This is a genomic window from Streptomyces sp. WAC 04229 (genome assembly GCF_003947455.1).
Classification (GTDB): Bacteria; Actinomycetota; Actinomycetes; order Streptomycetales; family Streptomycetaceae; genus Streptomyces.
The window spans coordinates 29,359-43,483 of record NZ_QHJH01000052.1 but is presented as its reverse complement, the minus strand read 5'-3'; the positions used below and the strand labels follow the sequence as shown (position 1 = coordinate 43,483).

Genomic DNA, 14,125 nt, shown 5'->3' with positions numbered 1-14,125 from the left:
GCCGGGGAGCGGCCGGGAGGGGGCGCGGGACCGGATGGGGCGCGATGAGCGGGAGGCGGTCGCACACGGCACCCGGCTGCACGAGGCGGCCCGGTCGCTGGCCGGTGACCACGAGCGGGCCGTCGAGGCGGTCCGGGCGGCGCTGAAGCCGCTGCACGACGAGGCGGTGGAGCAGGCCCTCGACGCCATCCCCGTGGCCCGGTTGCAGGACGTCACCGGCGGGCGGCTGCGGCTCGGCGCCGTCGAGAAGAGCGGCCTGGGCACGGTCCGCGCGGTCCTGGACGCGGGCCCCTACCGGCTGCGGCAGATCCCCGGCGTGGGACAGCGCACCGTCGACCAGATCATCGCCGCCGCACGGCAGTTGGCGGAGGCGGCCGCGGAGGCCGCCGCCGTGCACCTGGACGTGGACCGGCCCGAACCGCGCACGACCGCCCTGGTCGCCGCCCTGCACGTGCTGGTCGGGGCGGGCCCCGAGGCGCGGCGCGCGCTCGACGAGGCGGCCGGGCTGACACGGCGGCTCGGCCCGCTGCTGGCCGACGCCCGTCCGGCCGCCGGACGGATCGGGCTGCTGCTGGCCGGGCGGGCGAAGAAGGCCCGCGCGCTGGAGGCCGTGGCGGAGATCCGGTCCGTCACCGAGGAGGCCGAGCAGGCGGACACGGCCGGACTGCTGGCCCAGGCCTCGGTGGACCTGCTGCGCGGACCGGCGGGCGGCCTCGCGGCCTGGACGGACTTCGAACTGCGCTCCGCCGACTACTACGGCGTGCTGGGCGAGATCGCCGGACACCCCTCCGACACCGCCGCGGCCGAGGGGTTCCTGCCCGACGACATCGCCGAGCGGGTCCGCGGACTGCGGCTCGACGACTCCCGGCGCCGGGTCTCCCTGCGCGGCTACCAGGCGTTCGGCGCGCGGTTCGCCCTCGCGCGGCGCCGGGTGATCCTCGGCGACGAGATGGGCCTCGGCAAGACCATCCAGGCCATCGCGGCCATGGCGCACCTCGCGGCCGGCGGGCACACGCACTTCCTGGTGGTCTGCCCGGCGAGCGTCCTGGTCAACTGGACGCGCGAGACCGAGGCCCGTAGCACCCTGCCGGTCCGCCCGCTGCACGGCCCCGACCGGCAGGACGCGTTCGCCGACTGGCGGGAGCGGGGCGGGGTCGCCGTGACCACCTTCGACTCCCTGCGCGGGTTCCCGGACCCGGGCGGCGACGACGGGCCGGACGGCGCCGGGCCGGCCGGGCCCCTCGCCCCGGCGATGCTCGTCGTCGACGAGGCGCACTCCGTGAAGAACCCGCAGGCCCTGCGGTCGCAGGCGGTCGACCGATGGGCCGGCCGGTGCGAGCACGTCCTGTTCATGACCGGTACGCCGATGGAGAACCGGGTCGCCGAGTTCCGCAACCTGGTCCGGATGCTCGACCCGGCGCTGGCGGACCGGCTGGACGACGGCACCGGGCTGACCGGCTCGGTCGCCTTCCGCAAGGCGGTCGCCCCCGTCTACCTGCGCCGCAACCAGGAGGACGTGCTCACCGAACTGCCCAGCCTCCAGCACACGGACGAGTGGGAGGAGCTGAGCGCCGCCGACGAGGACGCCTACCGGGAGGCCGTGCGCGAGGGCAACTTCATGGCGATGCGCAGGGCGGCGTACGCCCGCCCCGAGAAGTCCGCCAAGCTCGGCCGGCTCCGGGAGATCGTGCGGGAGGCCGGGGAGAACGGGCTGAAGGTCGTCGTCTTCTCGAACTTCCGGGACGTCCTGCGCGTGGCCGAGGACGCCCTCGGCGCTCCCGACGGTGCGGAACCCCGGGCGCATGGACCGGTGTTCGGCCCGCTCACCGGCGCAGTGCCGCCCGCCCGCAGGCAGGCGCTCGTCGACGCGTTCACGGCGGTGTCCGGACCCGCGGTGCTGCTGGCGCAGATCCAGGCGGCGGGGATCGGGCTCAACATGCAGGCCGCCTCGGTGGTGGTCGTGTGCGAGCCCCAGATCAAGCCGACCATCGAACACCAGGCGGTCGCGCGGGCCCACCGCATGGGCCAGGTCAGGCCGGTGCGCGTGCACCGGCTCCTCGCCACCGGCGGGGTGGACGAGCGGATGGTGCGGCTCCTGGAGAAGAAGACCCGCCTCTTCGACGCCTACGCCCGGCGCAGTGCGGTGGCCGAGGCGACGCCGGACGCCGTGGACGTGTCGGACACCGACCTGGCGCGCAGGATCGTCGAGGAGGAGCAGGCCCGCCTGGGCGTGAGCGACGAACGGACCGGGACGCCCTGAACACCCGTCACCCTGCCTCATCCTCGGCCCGCACCCGCCGGTACGCCTCCACGTACCCCCGCACCAGGGGCCGCCCCTCGTCCTCCCGGCGCCGGGCCAGGGCGTAACGGCAGGGGCTCAGGCCGCGGACCGGGCGGGTGGTCACGCCCCCCAGGGTGATCAGCGGAGCGTTGCCCTCGGCCACGAGGCAGATGCCGAGGCCCCCGACCAGCGCCTCGTACGTCTCCTCCGTGCCGGCGATCTCCGCCCCGATGCGCGGCGGCCGGGCGGCGGCACCCCCGAGGGCCCGCCGTTCCTCCAGCGCCAGCCAGAAGTCGCGCAGCACGCCCGCCTCCGGCGGCAGGGCGAGAAACGGCTCGTCGGCCAGGTCGGCGAATTCGAGCACCGGGCGCGCGGCGAGAGGGTGGGTCTCGGGGAGGGCGACCATACGGGGCTCCTCGGCGACCACCGTCCAGGCGTAGCGGCCGGCGTCGGGCAGCGGCAGCCACACGTACGCGACGTCGGCCGTACCGTCGGCGAGGCCCGCCGTCGGGTCCTCCCAGCGCGTCTGCCGCAGCCGCACCAGCGTCTCCGGGTGGGCCGCTGTGAAGCGGGAGCGGATGGAGGGCAGCAGACCGTCCCGGCCGGGACTGGTGCTCATGCCGACCACCAGGGTGCCGCGCCGCGCGGCCCGGACCGCCTCGACCGCCGCCGCGCCCTCGCCCCAGCCGGCCAGCACCCGCCGGGCGTGCGGCAGCAGCGCGGCGCCCGCCTCGGTGAGCGACACGCCCCGCGGCTCACGGCGGAACAGTTCGGCGCCCAACTGCCGCTCCAGCGCCCGGATCTGTTTGCTCAGCGCCGGCTGGGACACGTACAACCGCTCCGCGGCCCGCGTGAAGTGCAGCTCCTCGGCCACCGCGGTGAAGTAGCGCAGCTCCCGCACATGTACGTCCGTCGTCATGCCCGTTGGCTATCAGCGTGGGTCTTGGACGGGCAACCGGGTTTCCCGGCAGGGTGGTTGGCGGTTGCAGGGATGCGACGGACGCGAGTGACGGACGAGTGACGAGGGAGTCGGCATGAACAAGGTGTGGCTGGTGACCGGTGCGAGCAGCGGCTTCGGGCGGGCGATCGCCGAGGCGGCCCTGGCCGACGGCGACGTGGTGGTCGGCGCGGCGCGGCGCCCCGAGGCGCTCGACGACCTCGTCGCCGCGCACCCGGACCAGATGGAGGCGCTGCGCCTGGACGTCGCCGACACGGCCGCCGCCGGGGACGCCGTGCGGGACGTGGTGGCGCGGCACGGACGGATCGACGTCCTCGTCAACAACGCGGGCCGGACCCACGTCGGTGCCTTCGAGGAGACCGGCGAGGAGGAGCTGCGGGCACTGTTCGACGTGCACGTCTTCGGGCCGGCCGCGCTGACCCGGGCCGTGCTGCCGCACATGCGGGAGCGGCGCTCGGGCGCGATCGTGCAGATGAGCAGCATGGGCGGGCAGATGTCGGTCGCGGGCTTCTCGGCCTACAGCGGCACCAAGTTCGCGTTGGAGGGGATGTCCGAGGGGCTCGCGGACGAGGTGCGGGAGTTCGGGATCAAGGTGCTGATCGTCGAACCGGGCGCCTTCCGGACCAGCCTGTTCGCGGCCGACAATGCCGGGACCAGCGCGGACAGCGGCGTGTACGCCAAGGTCGGCGAGACCCGCGGGATGGTGGCCGGCGGCGACGGCGGCCAGCCCGGTGACCCCGCCAAGGCGGCGGCCGTCATCCGCGCCGCCCTGGCGGCCGAGCACACCCCGCTGCGCCTGCCGCTCGGCGACGACGGGGTCGGCGCGGTCCTCGGCCATCTCGACCAGGTGCGGGCGGACGTCGAGGCGTGGGAGAAGCAGACCCGGGCCACGGCGTTCGAAGACTGAGAACCGGCCGAAAGCCGACTGGTCGCCGCCCGACCCGGCCGGCGAGTCGGGTGCTCAAACGACGCAGGGGGCCGCACATCCGTGCAGGCCCCTTGTGCAATTCCTCTGGAAGCCTCAATCTTTCGGCTGACGCACCAAAACCGCCCCGCTTTGACATGGTCATGACCTATGACCTCCGGGGGGCGGTCTGCTCGGCGTGCACGAACCCCACCACGCACCACCGACTGAGGAGGACCCCTCACATGGCAGTGCTGCGTCACAACCCCCCTCGCACCAACCGGCGAAGACTGTCCGCCGTCGGCGCCGTGGCCACCGCGGCCCTCGCCGCGAGCCTCGTCTCCGCGCTCCCCGCCACCGCGGCGGAGGGCCACGTCCAGTACGCGGACGCGGCGAACGCGGTCGCCGGCAGCTACATCGTGACCCTGAAGGCGGACGAGGCGAAGTCCGGCTCCGCGGAGGGCCGCGCGCTGGCGAAGAAGTACGGCGCCGACATCGAGCGCACCTACACCAAGGCGCTGAACGGCTACGCGGTCGAGGCCTCCGAGACCGAGGCGAAGCGTCTCGCCGCCGACCCGGCCGTCGCCTCCGTCGTCCAGAACCGCACCTTCCACGTCACCGGCACGCAGCCCAACCCGCCGTCCTGGGGCCTGGACCGCATCGACCAGCGCAACCTCCCGCTGAACAGCTCGTACACCTATCCGGCGAGCGCCGGTCAGGGCGTGACGGCGTACGTCATCGACACCGGCGTCCGCATCACCCACAGCGACTTCGGCGGCCGCGCCTCCTACGGCTACGACGCCATCGACAACGACAACACCGCCCAGGACGGCCACGGCCACGGCACCCACGTGGCCGGCACCGTCGCGGGCAGCGCCTACGGCGTCGCCAAGCAGGCCAAGGTCGTCGGCGTGCGCGTGCTGAACAACTCCGGTTCCGGCACCACCGCCCAGGTCGTCGCCGGCATCGACTGGGTCGCCCGCAACGCGGTCAAGCCGGCCGTCGCCAACATGTCCCTCGGCGGTGGCGCCGACAGCGCCCTCGACACGGCCGTGCGCAACGCCATCGCGTCCGGCGTCACCTTCGTCGTCGCGGCCGGCAACGAGTCCACCAACGCCTCCACCAAGTCCCCGGCCCGGGTGACCGAGGCGATCACGGTCGGCGCCACCACGTCGAGCGACGCCCGCGCGAGTTACTCCAACTACGGCTCGGTCCTCGACCTGTTCGCGCCGGGCTCGTCCATCACCTCCGCCTGGAACAGCGGCGACTCGGCCACGAACACCATCTCCGGTACGTCCATGGCCAGCCCGCACGTCGCCGGAGCCGCCGCGCTCCACCTGGCCGACCATCCCTCCTCCACGCCCGCGCAGGTCGCGACCGCGCTGACGTCCGCCGCCACGACCGGCGTCGTCTCGAACCCGGGCAGCGGCTCGCCCAACCGCCTGCTGTACGTCGGCGACGGCGACACGCCCCCGCCGACCGGGGACCGCTTCGAGAACACCGGCGACTACACCATCCGGGACAACGCCACCGTCGAGTCCCCGGTCACCGTCTCCGGCGTCTCGGGCAACGCCCCGTCGTCCCTCGCCGTCGAGGTGAACATCGTCCACACCTACATCGGTGACCTCCAGGTCCAGCTGGTCGCCCCGGACGGCACGGCGTACACCCTCAAGGCGTACGGCACCGGCGGCAGCGCGGACGACATCAACACCACGTACACCGTGAACGCCTCCTCGGAGACCGCGAACGGCACGTGGAAGCTCCGCGTCGGCGACAACGCGTCGTGGGACACCGGGCGGATCGACGCCTGGGCCCTGCAGTTCTGACGAGCTCCGACGGAGTTCTGACGGTGCTCTGACGGCAGTCGGCGCACGAACTCGTCCTCGCGGCGGGGCTGGGCAGGCGACCCGGCCCGCCGCGGGGACGAGGCGCGAACGCCGGAGAGCGGCGCGGAGGCCGGAGCGGCGGTCGCTTACCATGCGCTGAGTGATCGACCGGCCACCGCGTGGGGCCCGGCCGCAGTCCCGCGGCGCCTTCGCGTCACCGTCCGAAACAGGAGCACGGTTCACGTGTCCATACCGCCGCCGCCCGGGCCCCAAGGGCCCCATCCCCAGGGGCCGTACCCGCCGGGACAGCAGCCGCCGCCGGGGCCGTACCCGGCGCCTCCGCAGCCGTACCAGGGTGCCTGGGGGTACCCGCCGGCCGGGCAGCAGTACCGCCCCTACGGGGCGTACCCCGCGCGGCCGTCGGTCAACGGGCTCGCGATCGCCGCCTTCGTGCTCGGTGTCCTGTGCTTCGTGCCGGCCGTCGGGCTCGTGCTGGGCCTGGTCGCGCTGGCCCAGATCAGGAAGCGGGGCGAGCGCGGCAAGGGGTTCGCCGTGGCCGGTTCCGTGCTGTCCTCCGTGGGGCTGGCCCTGTGGGCCGTCGCGCTCGCCACGGGTGGCGCCGCCGACTTCTGGGACGGCTTCCGGGACGCCGCGCGCGGCGAGGGCACCGCCTACGGGCTGGAGAAGGGCCAGTGCTTCACCACCCCCAGCGGCTCCCTCCAGGGCGTGACGTACGACGTCGACGAGGTGCCCTGCGACGAGGAGCACGACGGCGAGGTGTTCGCCGCCTTCGAGCTGCCGCGCGGCTCCTTCCCCGGCGACGCGGAGATCACACGGGCCGCGGACGACCAGTGCTACGCCCTCCAGGACGCCTACGCGATGGACCGGTGGGCGCTGCCGGCCGACGTCGACGTGTACTACCTGACCCCGACCGCCGAGAGCTGGCGGACCGGCGACCGGGAGATCACCTGCCTGTTCGGGAACACGGACGAGCGGGCCACGCTGACCGGCTCGCTCCGCAACGACGGCGCCGGACTCGACTCGGACCAGCACACGTACCTGCTGGCGGAGGGGTACCTCAACCGGGCGATGGACGAGGTGCCCGACGCGGAGACCGTCGAGGACGACCTCGCGGGCTACCGGGTCTGGGCGGGGCAGGTGGCGGAGGCGCTCAGGGGCGAGGTCACGATGCTCGACCGGCACGACTGGGCCGCCGACGTCGACCGTCCGGTCGCCGAACTGGTCGAGGACCTCGAGGCGGCGCAGAAGGAGTGGGCGCTGGCCGCGAAGGCCCCCGACGTCGACGCGTACTACGAGCACTACGGCACGGGCTACGACCTCGTCGTCGCCGACACCACGGTCACCGCCCGCAAGGCTCTGGGGCTGGCCACCACGTCGCCGGAGTACGGCAGCGGTGGCGACGGCGGTGGTGGTGACTCCGGTCTGGAGGTGTGACCGCTCCTATAACGGGGAGAAAGTGCCTGCGTAAAGCCCCCGGGCGGCACAAGTCATCACATCGAGTGATTCTCTGGCCTTTGCTTGCCTGGTACAACCTACGGTTGCCACGCTGTTGCTGTCTGTACAACCTGATGGGAGCGGCCAGTGACATTCGGTGAGCAGCCGGCGTATCTGCGTGTCGCGGGTGATCTCCGCAAGAAGATCGCCGACGGCCTGCTGCCGCCCCATACCCGCCTGCCGTCGCAGGCGCGGATCCGCGAGGAGTACGGCGTCTCGGACACCGTCGCCCTGGAGGCGCGCAAGGTGCTGATGGCCGAGGGGCTGGTCGAGGGCCGCTCCGGTTCCGGGACGTATGTGCGCGAGCGGCCCGTGCCCCGCCGCGTCGCCCGCTCCGGGTACCGGCCGGCCGGCGGTGCCACCCCCTTCCGGCAGGAGCAGGCCGACGGCGACGCGCACGGCACGTGGGAGTCGCGCAGCGAGCAGGCCGAAGCGAGCGTCGCCGTAGCCGAGCGGCTCGCCATCAAGCCCGGCGACCGCGTGATGTGCACGCGGTACGTCTTCCGGGAGGCGGGCGAGGCCATGATGCTCTCCACCTCCTGGGAGCCGCTCGACCTCACCGGCCGCACGCCCGTGATGCTGCCCGAGGAGGGGCCGCTCGGCGGCATGGGCGTCGTCGAGCGGATGGCCGCGATCGACGTCGTCGTCGACAACGTCACCGAGGAGGTCGGCGCCCGCCCCGGCCTCGCCGAGGAGTTGCTCGCCCTCGGGGGTGTCCCCGGACATGTGGTCCTGGTCGTCCAGCGCACGTTCTACGCCTCGGGCCGCGCGGTGGAGACGGCCGAGGTGGTCGTCCCTGCCGACCGGTACCGGGTCGCCTACCACCTGCCGGTGAGGTAGCGCCCTCTTCACCGGCAGGCGCCGCCGCCCGGTCGTCCGTCCGGCGGTCGCGGTCTCGACCGTCACCTGGCGGCGCCCTCGCCCCGTCACCTGGCGGCGTACCAGCCCCGTCACCCGCCGACGGGGCCCCCGCGCGCCGCCCCGGCGCCGCCCCCGCTCGTCAACCAGCGGCGCCGCCGGGTGAGTTGGGGAGCCCCGTAGGGGTGTGAGATGGCGCACGCCTCCCGTGCGCCTCCCGCGCCCCTTTCCCGTGTCCCCCCTCTCGTCCAGCCGCCCGGTTCCGCCCTCCGCGCGGCGCATGAATCCGGTCAATCCGGCCGTTCCCGCAGGTGGCCTCCCCTGGCTCCGGCATGCCTCCGACCGGACGCATCGGGGCGCGGAGGCGGCGCGTTCCGTATCGTGCGCCCCCTGCGTTCTGGCTGGTTGCGTACCTCTTTGTGCAAAGCCGTATTCGCTCCGTGAAGGTTGGGCGTAGGCTCGGGCATATGCGGATCGGGGTTTCCTTGGCGGGTGGGGCGCGGCGCGAGCCGCGGGCGGGAAGTGGAGGGGCGCGATGAACGACAGCACGGTCACTCTTCCCTGGCTGGTCTTCCGGCAGGACGACAACGGCAATCGCTACCGCGTGGGCAGGTACGCGACCCGGGCCGAGGCCCAGAAGATCGCGGACACCCTCGACGGCCGCGGCCACCAGCAGCTCTACTGGGTCGAGCGGCTCGGGGCGAACGGGAAGGGCGGGGTGGACTGACCGGGGCCGACGAGCCCGGCCGGCAGCCCGTAGGCTCCGGCGCATGACGGAACGGATCGTGGTGGGCGCCGCCCTGGTCGACGGCGGACGCCTGCTCGCCGCGCGCCGCAGCGCGCCGGCCGAACTGGCCGGACGCTGGGAGCTGCCCGGCGGCAAGGTCGAGGCGGGCGAGACGCCCGAGGCCGCCCTCGTGCGGGAACTGCGCGAGGAACTGGGAGTGGCGGCCGAAGCCGGGGAGCGCGTCCCGGGGCAGTGGCCCCTGAGGCCACCCTTCGTCCTGCAGGTGTGGACCGCGCGGCTCCTCCCCGGTTCCCCCGCCCCCGAACCCATCGAGGACCACGACGCCCTGCGCTGGCTGACCCCCGCCCGCATCTGGGACGTGCCCTGGCTCGACCAGGACGTGCCGGCCGTCGAGCGGACGCTCGCGCACCTGGGGCTGGGTGCGACGGACGCGCGGGGTGGGTGAACGGGCCGCCATGGGCGCCCCGCACGCCGTTCGTGACACAGTGCGCCCTCCCGAGCGGTACCGAGCCCGAATCCCGGGTATGTGCCCATTAACCCCATGAAACCGGACATGGGTGGGGGATCGCCGGCCAGGAAGTGAGCGGCGTGATCGACAGCGAGGGCGGCCGCGCAGAGTGGGTCTTTCCCGCGGTGCCGGACGCCGTGCGGACCGCCCGGCGGCAGGTCCGCGGTGCCCTGCGCGAGTGGGACCTCGACAGTGTCGGCGACATCGCCATCCTGCTGGTCAGCGAACTGGTGACCAACGCCCTGCGGCACGCCACCGGCCCCATAGGCGTCCGCCTGCTCCGCCGCCCCGCCGCGCCGCCCGGGATCCTGCTGGTGGAGGTCTCCGACCCGCTGCCCGAACCGCCGCGCGAGCGCGTCGCCCGTCCCGAGGACGAGGACGGCCGGGGTCTCCAGCTGGTGGCATCCTCCGTGCACCGCTGGGGCACCCGGGCCGGGGACGCGGGCAAGACGGTGTGGTTCGAACTCACGCTCCCGGGATGACGGAACGGCTACAACTGGTTCAGGCCAGTGGCAGTTGTGGAACAGCGTGATTCGATGCCGTGTCCGCTGGTTAGAAGACTGGAAGTGTTGGCGCGGTCCGGACCGAAAACCATCGGGACCGGGCTGTGATCGTGAACACCGTGTTGTGCGGCGCCGTAGTGCTGGATACTGCGGGCAGCCGCCTTTGGTGACCGGTGCCGGACGCGGTGAGCTGGAGGGGACGGTTCGCGTGAGCGAGATACCAGCGAGGCCCACGAAGTCGGAGGGCCCGTCGGAAGACGCGCCACTCGGTGACGCGGTGTGGCAGAGCAGCCCGCCCGGCTCCATCTACGACTACATCAAGGTCGCGTCCTTCTCCATCGGCCCCGACGGGCTCGTCGACCAGTGGAGCCTGCGCGCGGAGCAACTGCTCGGCATCCCCGCCGAACACGCCGTCGGCACCGACCCCATCGACGCCTTCGTCGACCCCGACCTGCGGGAGCGCGGCCAGCGGAAGATGGCCGAGATCCTCGACGGCCGGGAGTGGACCGGCGTGGTTCCCTTCCGCGCGCCGGACACCGACAGCGGCTCCGGGACGGGGACCGGTCGCGGAGCACGCGGCCTCGCCGAGGTGTACGTCATGCCGACGCGGACGGAGGACGGCGAGAAGGCCGCCGTCTGCATCGTCGTCGACGTGCGCGTCCTGCGCAGCATCGAGACCGACCTCGCCGCCTCGCAGGCCATATTCGGCCAGTCTCCGTTCGGCTTCCTGCTGATCGACCCCGACCTCCGGGTGCGCCGCGCCAACCAGCGGTTCGCCTCCACCTTCGGCGGCACGCCCGACGACCACCGCGGCAAGGGTGTCCACGACTACCTGTCGCGCGCCGAGGCCGACCGGGTCTCCGCGACCCTGCGCCGGGTCCTGGAGAGCGGCGACTCCATCACGGACATGCACGTCACGGGATTCGTGCCGGGTTCCGAGGAGCGCCGCCACTGGTCGGTCAACCTCTACCGCGTCCACAGCGGTTCGGGCCGCCCCATCGGCGTCGCCTGGCTGGGAACCGACATCACCGCCCGCCGCGCCGCCGCCCGCGAGGCCGCCGCCGCCCGCCGCAACCTCGCCCTGCTCAACGAGGCCGGCGCCCGCATCGGCAACTCCCTCGACCTGGAGACCACCGCCCGCGAACTCCTCGACGTCGTCGTCCCCGGCTTCTGCGACCTCGCCACCGTGGACCTCTACCAGGGCCTCCTGGTCGGAGACGAGACCCCGGCCGGCCTCGCCGACGGCTCCGCGGAGCTGCGCCGCGTCGCCTACTCCAGCGCCGTCTCCGACGCGCCCCTGCACGGCGCCGGCGAGCGCGTCCAGCTCGGCGCCGTCCACCACTACCCCTTCAACTCGCCCTGCGCGGACGCCCTGCGCACGGGCCGCCCGCGCACCGTCCCCGCCGAGGACGGCAGCCTCGTACAGTCCACGCTCGCCGTGCCGATGGTCGCCCACGACACGGTCGTCGGACTCGCCCAGTTCGCCCGGACCAAGGGCAGCGAGCCCTTCGGCGACCGGGACCGCGACCTCGCCGTGGAGCTGGCCGCGCGCGCCGCCGTCTGCATCGACAACGCCCGCCTCTACCGGCGCGAGCACGAACGCGCGCTGATACTGCAACGCTCACTCCTCCCGCCCGGCGACCCCGAGGCCTCCGGGCTCGACATCGCCTGCCGCTACCTGCCCGGCGAAGCGGCCACCGGCCGGGCCAGCGAGGTCGGCGGCGACTGGTTCGACGTCATCGAACTCCCCGGCCACCGCACCGCGCTGGTCGTCGGCGACGTCATGGGCCGCGGTCTGCGCGCCGCGGTCGCGATGGGCGAACTCCGCACCGCCGTACGCACCCTGGCCCAGCTCGACCTCGAACCGGCCGAGGTGCTCTCCCAGCTGGACGAGATCGCGCGCGGCCTCGGCGCACCCGGAGGCGTCCAGCAGGCCACCCGGGCCGCCCGCCGTCCCCGGGAGGCCGACCTCTCCGAGGTCTACCTGGCGACCTGCGTCTACGCCGTCTACGACTCGGTGACCCGGCGCTGCACCTTCGCCAACGCCGGCCACCTGCCGCCCGTCCTGGTCGAGCCCGGCGAGTCCGCGCTGATGCTGGACGTGCCGCCCGGCCTGCCGCTCGGCGTCGGCGGGGAGCCCTTCGAGGAGGTGGAGGTCGAACTGCCCGAGGGCGCTTTGCTCGCCCTCTACACCGACGGCCTGGTCGAGAGCCGCGACCACCCCCTCGACGAGGGACTCCAGGCCTTCGTGGGCGCCCTCACCGACCCCACCCAGCCCCTGGAGGACGTCTGCGACCAGGTCCTCAACACCCTTGACAGCCACCACGGCGAGGACGACATCGCCCTGCTGATGGCCCGCGTCCAGGGCCTGCCCACGGAGTCCGTCGGCGACTGGACCCTGCCGCGCGAGCCGCGCAGCGTCGGCCGGGCCCGCGAGCTGGCCCGCGCCCAGCTGCTCGACTGGGACATGGAACCGCTGGTCGACACGACGGAGCTGCTGGTCAGCGAACTCGTCACCAACGCGCTCCGGTACGGCGAGGGCGAGATCAGGCTCCGCCTGCTGCTCGACCGCACCCTGGTCTGCGAGGTCTGGGACTCCGGCCTGGTCCAGCCCCGCAGGCGCCGCGCCCGCGACACCGACGAGGGCGGCCGGGGCCTGCAACTGGTCGGGCTGCTCAGCGCGGCCTGGGGCTCCCGCCGTACGCCACGCGGCAAGACGGTGTGGTTCGAACTGCCCCTGCCGGGCGGCGACACCCAGCTCACGGACCCGGCGGAGGCGCTGCTCAGCCTGTTCTGACCCACCACGCCCCCCTGACCGCAACCGGAACACCGGTTCGACTCGTCCCCGCAGGCAACACGCGGGGCGCGTCGGCGCTCCGCAGGGAGGGGACCCGGTGGGACACACGGAAGCGAAGGCCGACGGCGAGAGCCAGAGCGAGAGCGAGAGCCAGAGCGAGAGCGAGAGCCAGGGCAAGAGTCAGAGCGAGAGCAAGAGCAAGGGCCGGAGAAGAAGACGGATCCGCCGCATCACCCTCGCCGTCCTCCTGGTCCTGCTCCTCCCCCTCCTCACCGCCGAGACCGCCCTCCGCGTCAACTACATGGGCGACCCCGCCGACGGCACGTACACCCGAAACCGCGACGCGATCTGGCTCGGCCACGCCTGGGTCGACGGCCGCAAGGACGACGCCGACCTCACCGCCTTCGCCCGCCGCGTCAAGTCCACCGGCATCCGCGACCTGTACGTCCACACCGGCCCGATGGAGCACGACGGCACCCTGCCGAAGTCGCTGTACCCCAAGGCCCGCTGGCTGATCGACACCGTCCACCGCGACCTGCCCGGCGTCCGCGTCCAGGCCTTCCTCGGCGACGTCCTCGCCACCGAGGGCCCGGACGGCATGCGCCTGGCCGACGCCGGCACCCGCGCCGCCGTCGTCGGCTCGGCCCGCCAGGTCCTCGACGCCGGCTACGACGGCGTCCACCTCGATCTGGAGCCGCTGCACTCGGGCGACCGGGACTACCTCTCCCTCCTGGACGACGTCCGCGAGGTCACCCGGGCCCGCGACGCGCAACTCTCGGTCGCCGCCCACCAGATCGACCCGCTCCCGGCCCTGCACTCCGTCTTCGGCTTCTTCACCGAGCACCCCAAGTGGTGGTCCCAGGAGTACTTCGGGCAGGTCGCCCGCCGCGTCGACCAGATCGCCGTGATGTCGTACGACACCGCGCAGCCCCTGGAGGGCACCTACGGCGGCTACGTGGCCCAGCAGACCTCCCTCGCCCTGGAGGTCACGCCGCCCACCACCCACCTGCTGATGGGCCTGCCCTTCTACCACGAGAGCAACTTCGACCACTGGGGTCACGCCGAGACCGTCGCCGCCGCCGTCCGCGGCGTCCGCCTCGGACTGTCGCGGACGGACGCCGACCGGGAACTGTTCGGAGTCGCCCCGTACATCGACTTCGCGGCGACCGAGAAGAACTGGGACGAGTACCGCGAGGGCTGGGTCCGTCAGGAGCCGTGATCAATGCG

The 14,125-nt window shown here is 73.6% G+C and carries 11 protein-coding genes; 10 read left to right on the top strand and 1 reads right to left on the bottom strand.

The annotated features are described in order from the left end of the window. The first annotated feature begins 34 nt into the window (after positions 1-34). The gene (locus tag DMH12_RS16705; protein ID WP_125492373.1) at positions 35-2,260 is read left to right on the top strand and encodes a DEAD/DEAH box helicase; all 2,226 of its coding nucleotides are present in this window, start codon (positions 35-37) and stop codon (positions 2,258-2,260) included. A 7-nt stretch (positions 2,261-2,267) separates the two neighbouring features. Here the strand turns inward: DMH12_RS16705 and DMH12_RS16700 are convergent, their stop codons facing one another. Then, entirely contained in the window at positions 2,268-3,200 is a 933-nt protein-coding gene (locus DMH12_RS16700) for a LysR substrate-binding domain-containing protein (RefSeq protein WP_125492372.1), read from the bottom strand. A 115-nt stretch (positions 3,201-3,315) separates the two neighbouring features. Between DMH12_RS16700 and DMH12_RS16695 the strand changes: the two genes are divergently transcribed. The 9 genes from DMH12_RS16695 (at position 3,316) to DMH12_RS16655 (ending at position 14,117) form a co-directional block, all read left to right on the top strand. Then, the gene (locus DMH12_RS16695) at positions 3,316-4,146 is read left to right on the top strand and encodes an oxidoreductase (RefSeq protein WP_125492371.1); all 831 of its coding nucleotides are present in this window, start codon (positions 3,316-3,318) and stop codon (positions 4,144-4,146) included. Positions 4,147-4,388: 242 nt separating this feature from the next. Then, entirely contained in the window at positions 4,389-5,969 is a 1,581-nt protein-coding gene (locus DMH12_RS16690) for a S8 family peptidase (RefSeq protein WP_125492370.1), read from the top strand. A gap of 243 nt (positions 5,970-6,212) precedes the next feature. Then, positions 6,213-7,424, top strand: coding sequence for a DUF4190 domain-containing protein (locus DMH12_RS16685; protein ID WP_125492369.1), 1,212 nt, complete (start codon positions 6,213-6,215; stop codon positions 7,422-7,424). Between the two features lie 147 nt (positions 7,425-7,571). Beyond that, complete coding sequence (locus tag DMH12_RS16680) at positions 7,572-8,324, top strand: GntR family transcriptional regulator (protein ID WP_064729647.1); 753 nt, start codon at positions 7,572-7,574, stop codon at positions 8,322-8,324. A 553-nt stretch (positions 8,325-8,877) separates the two neighbouring features. Beyond that, positions 8,878-9,069, top strand: a complete 192-nt coding sequence (locus DMH12_RS16675) for an SPOR domain-containing protein (RefSeq protein ID WP_122616045.1) — start codon at positions 8,878-8,880, stop codon at positions 9,067-9,069. Between the two features lie 43 nt (positions 9,070-9,112). Then, entirely contained in the window at positions 9,113-9,535 is a 423-nt protein-coding gene (locus DMH12_RS16670; RefSeq protein ID WP_125492368.1) for a (deoxy)nucleoside triphosphate pyrophosphohydrolase, read from the top strand. A 134-nt stretch (positions 9,536-9,669) separates the two neighbouring features. Continuing rightward, entirely contained in the window at positions 9,670-10,080 is a 411-nt protein-coding gene (locus DMH12_RS16665) for an ATP-binding protein (protein WP_185832356.1), read from the top strand. A 229-nt stretch (positions 10,081-10,309) separates the two neighbouring features. Further along, complete coding sequence (locus DMH12_RS16660) at positions 10,310-12,898, top strand: SpoIIE family protein phosphatase (RefSeq protein WP_125492366.1); 2,589 nt, start codon at positions 10,310-10,312, stop codon at positions 12,896-12,898. A 97-nt stretch (positions 12,899-12,995) separates the two neighbouring features. Continuing rightward, entirely contained in the window at positions 12,996-14,117 is a 1,122-nt protein-coding gene (locus tag DMH12_RS16655; RefSeq protein ID WP_260474230.1) for a glycoside hydrolase family 18 protein, read from the top strand. The last annotated feature ends 8 nt before the right edge of the window (positions 14,118-14,125 follow it).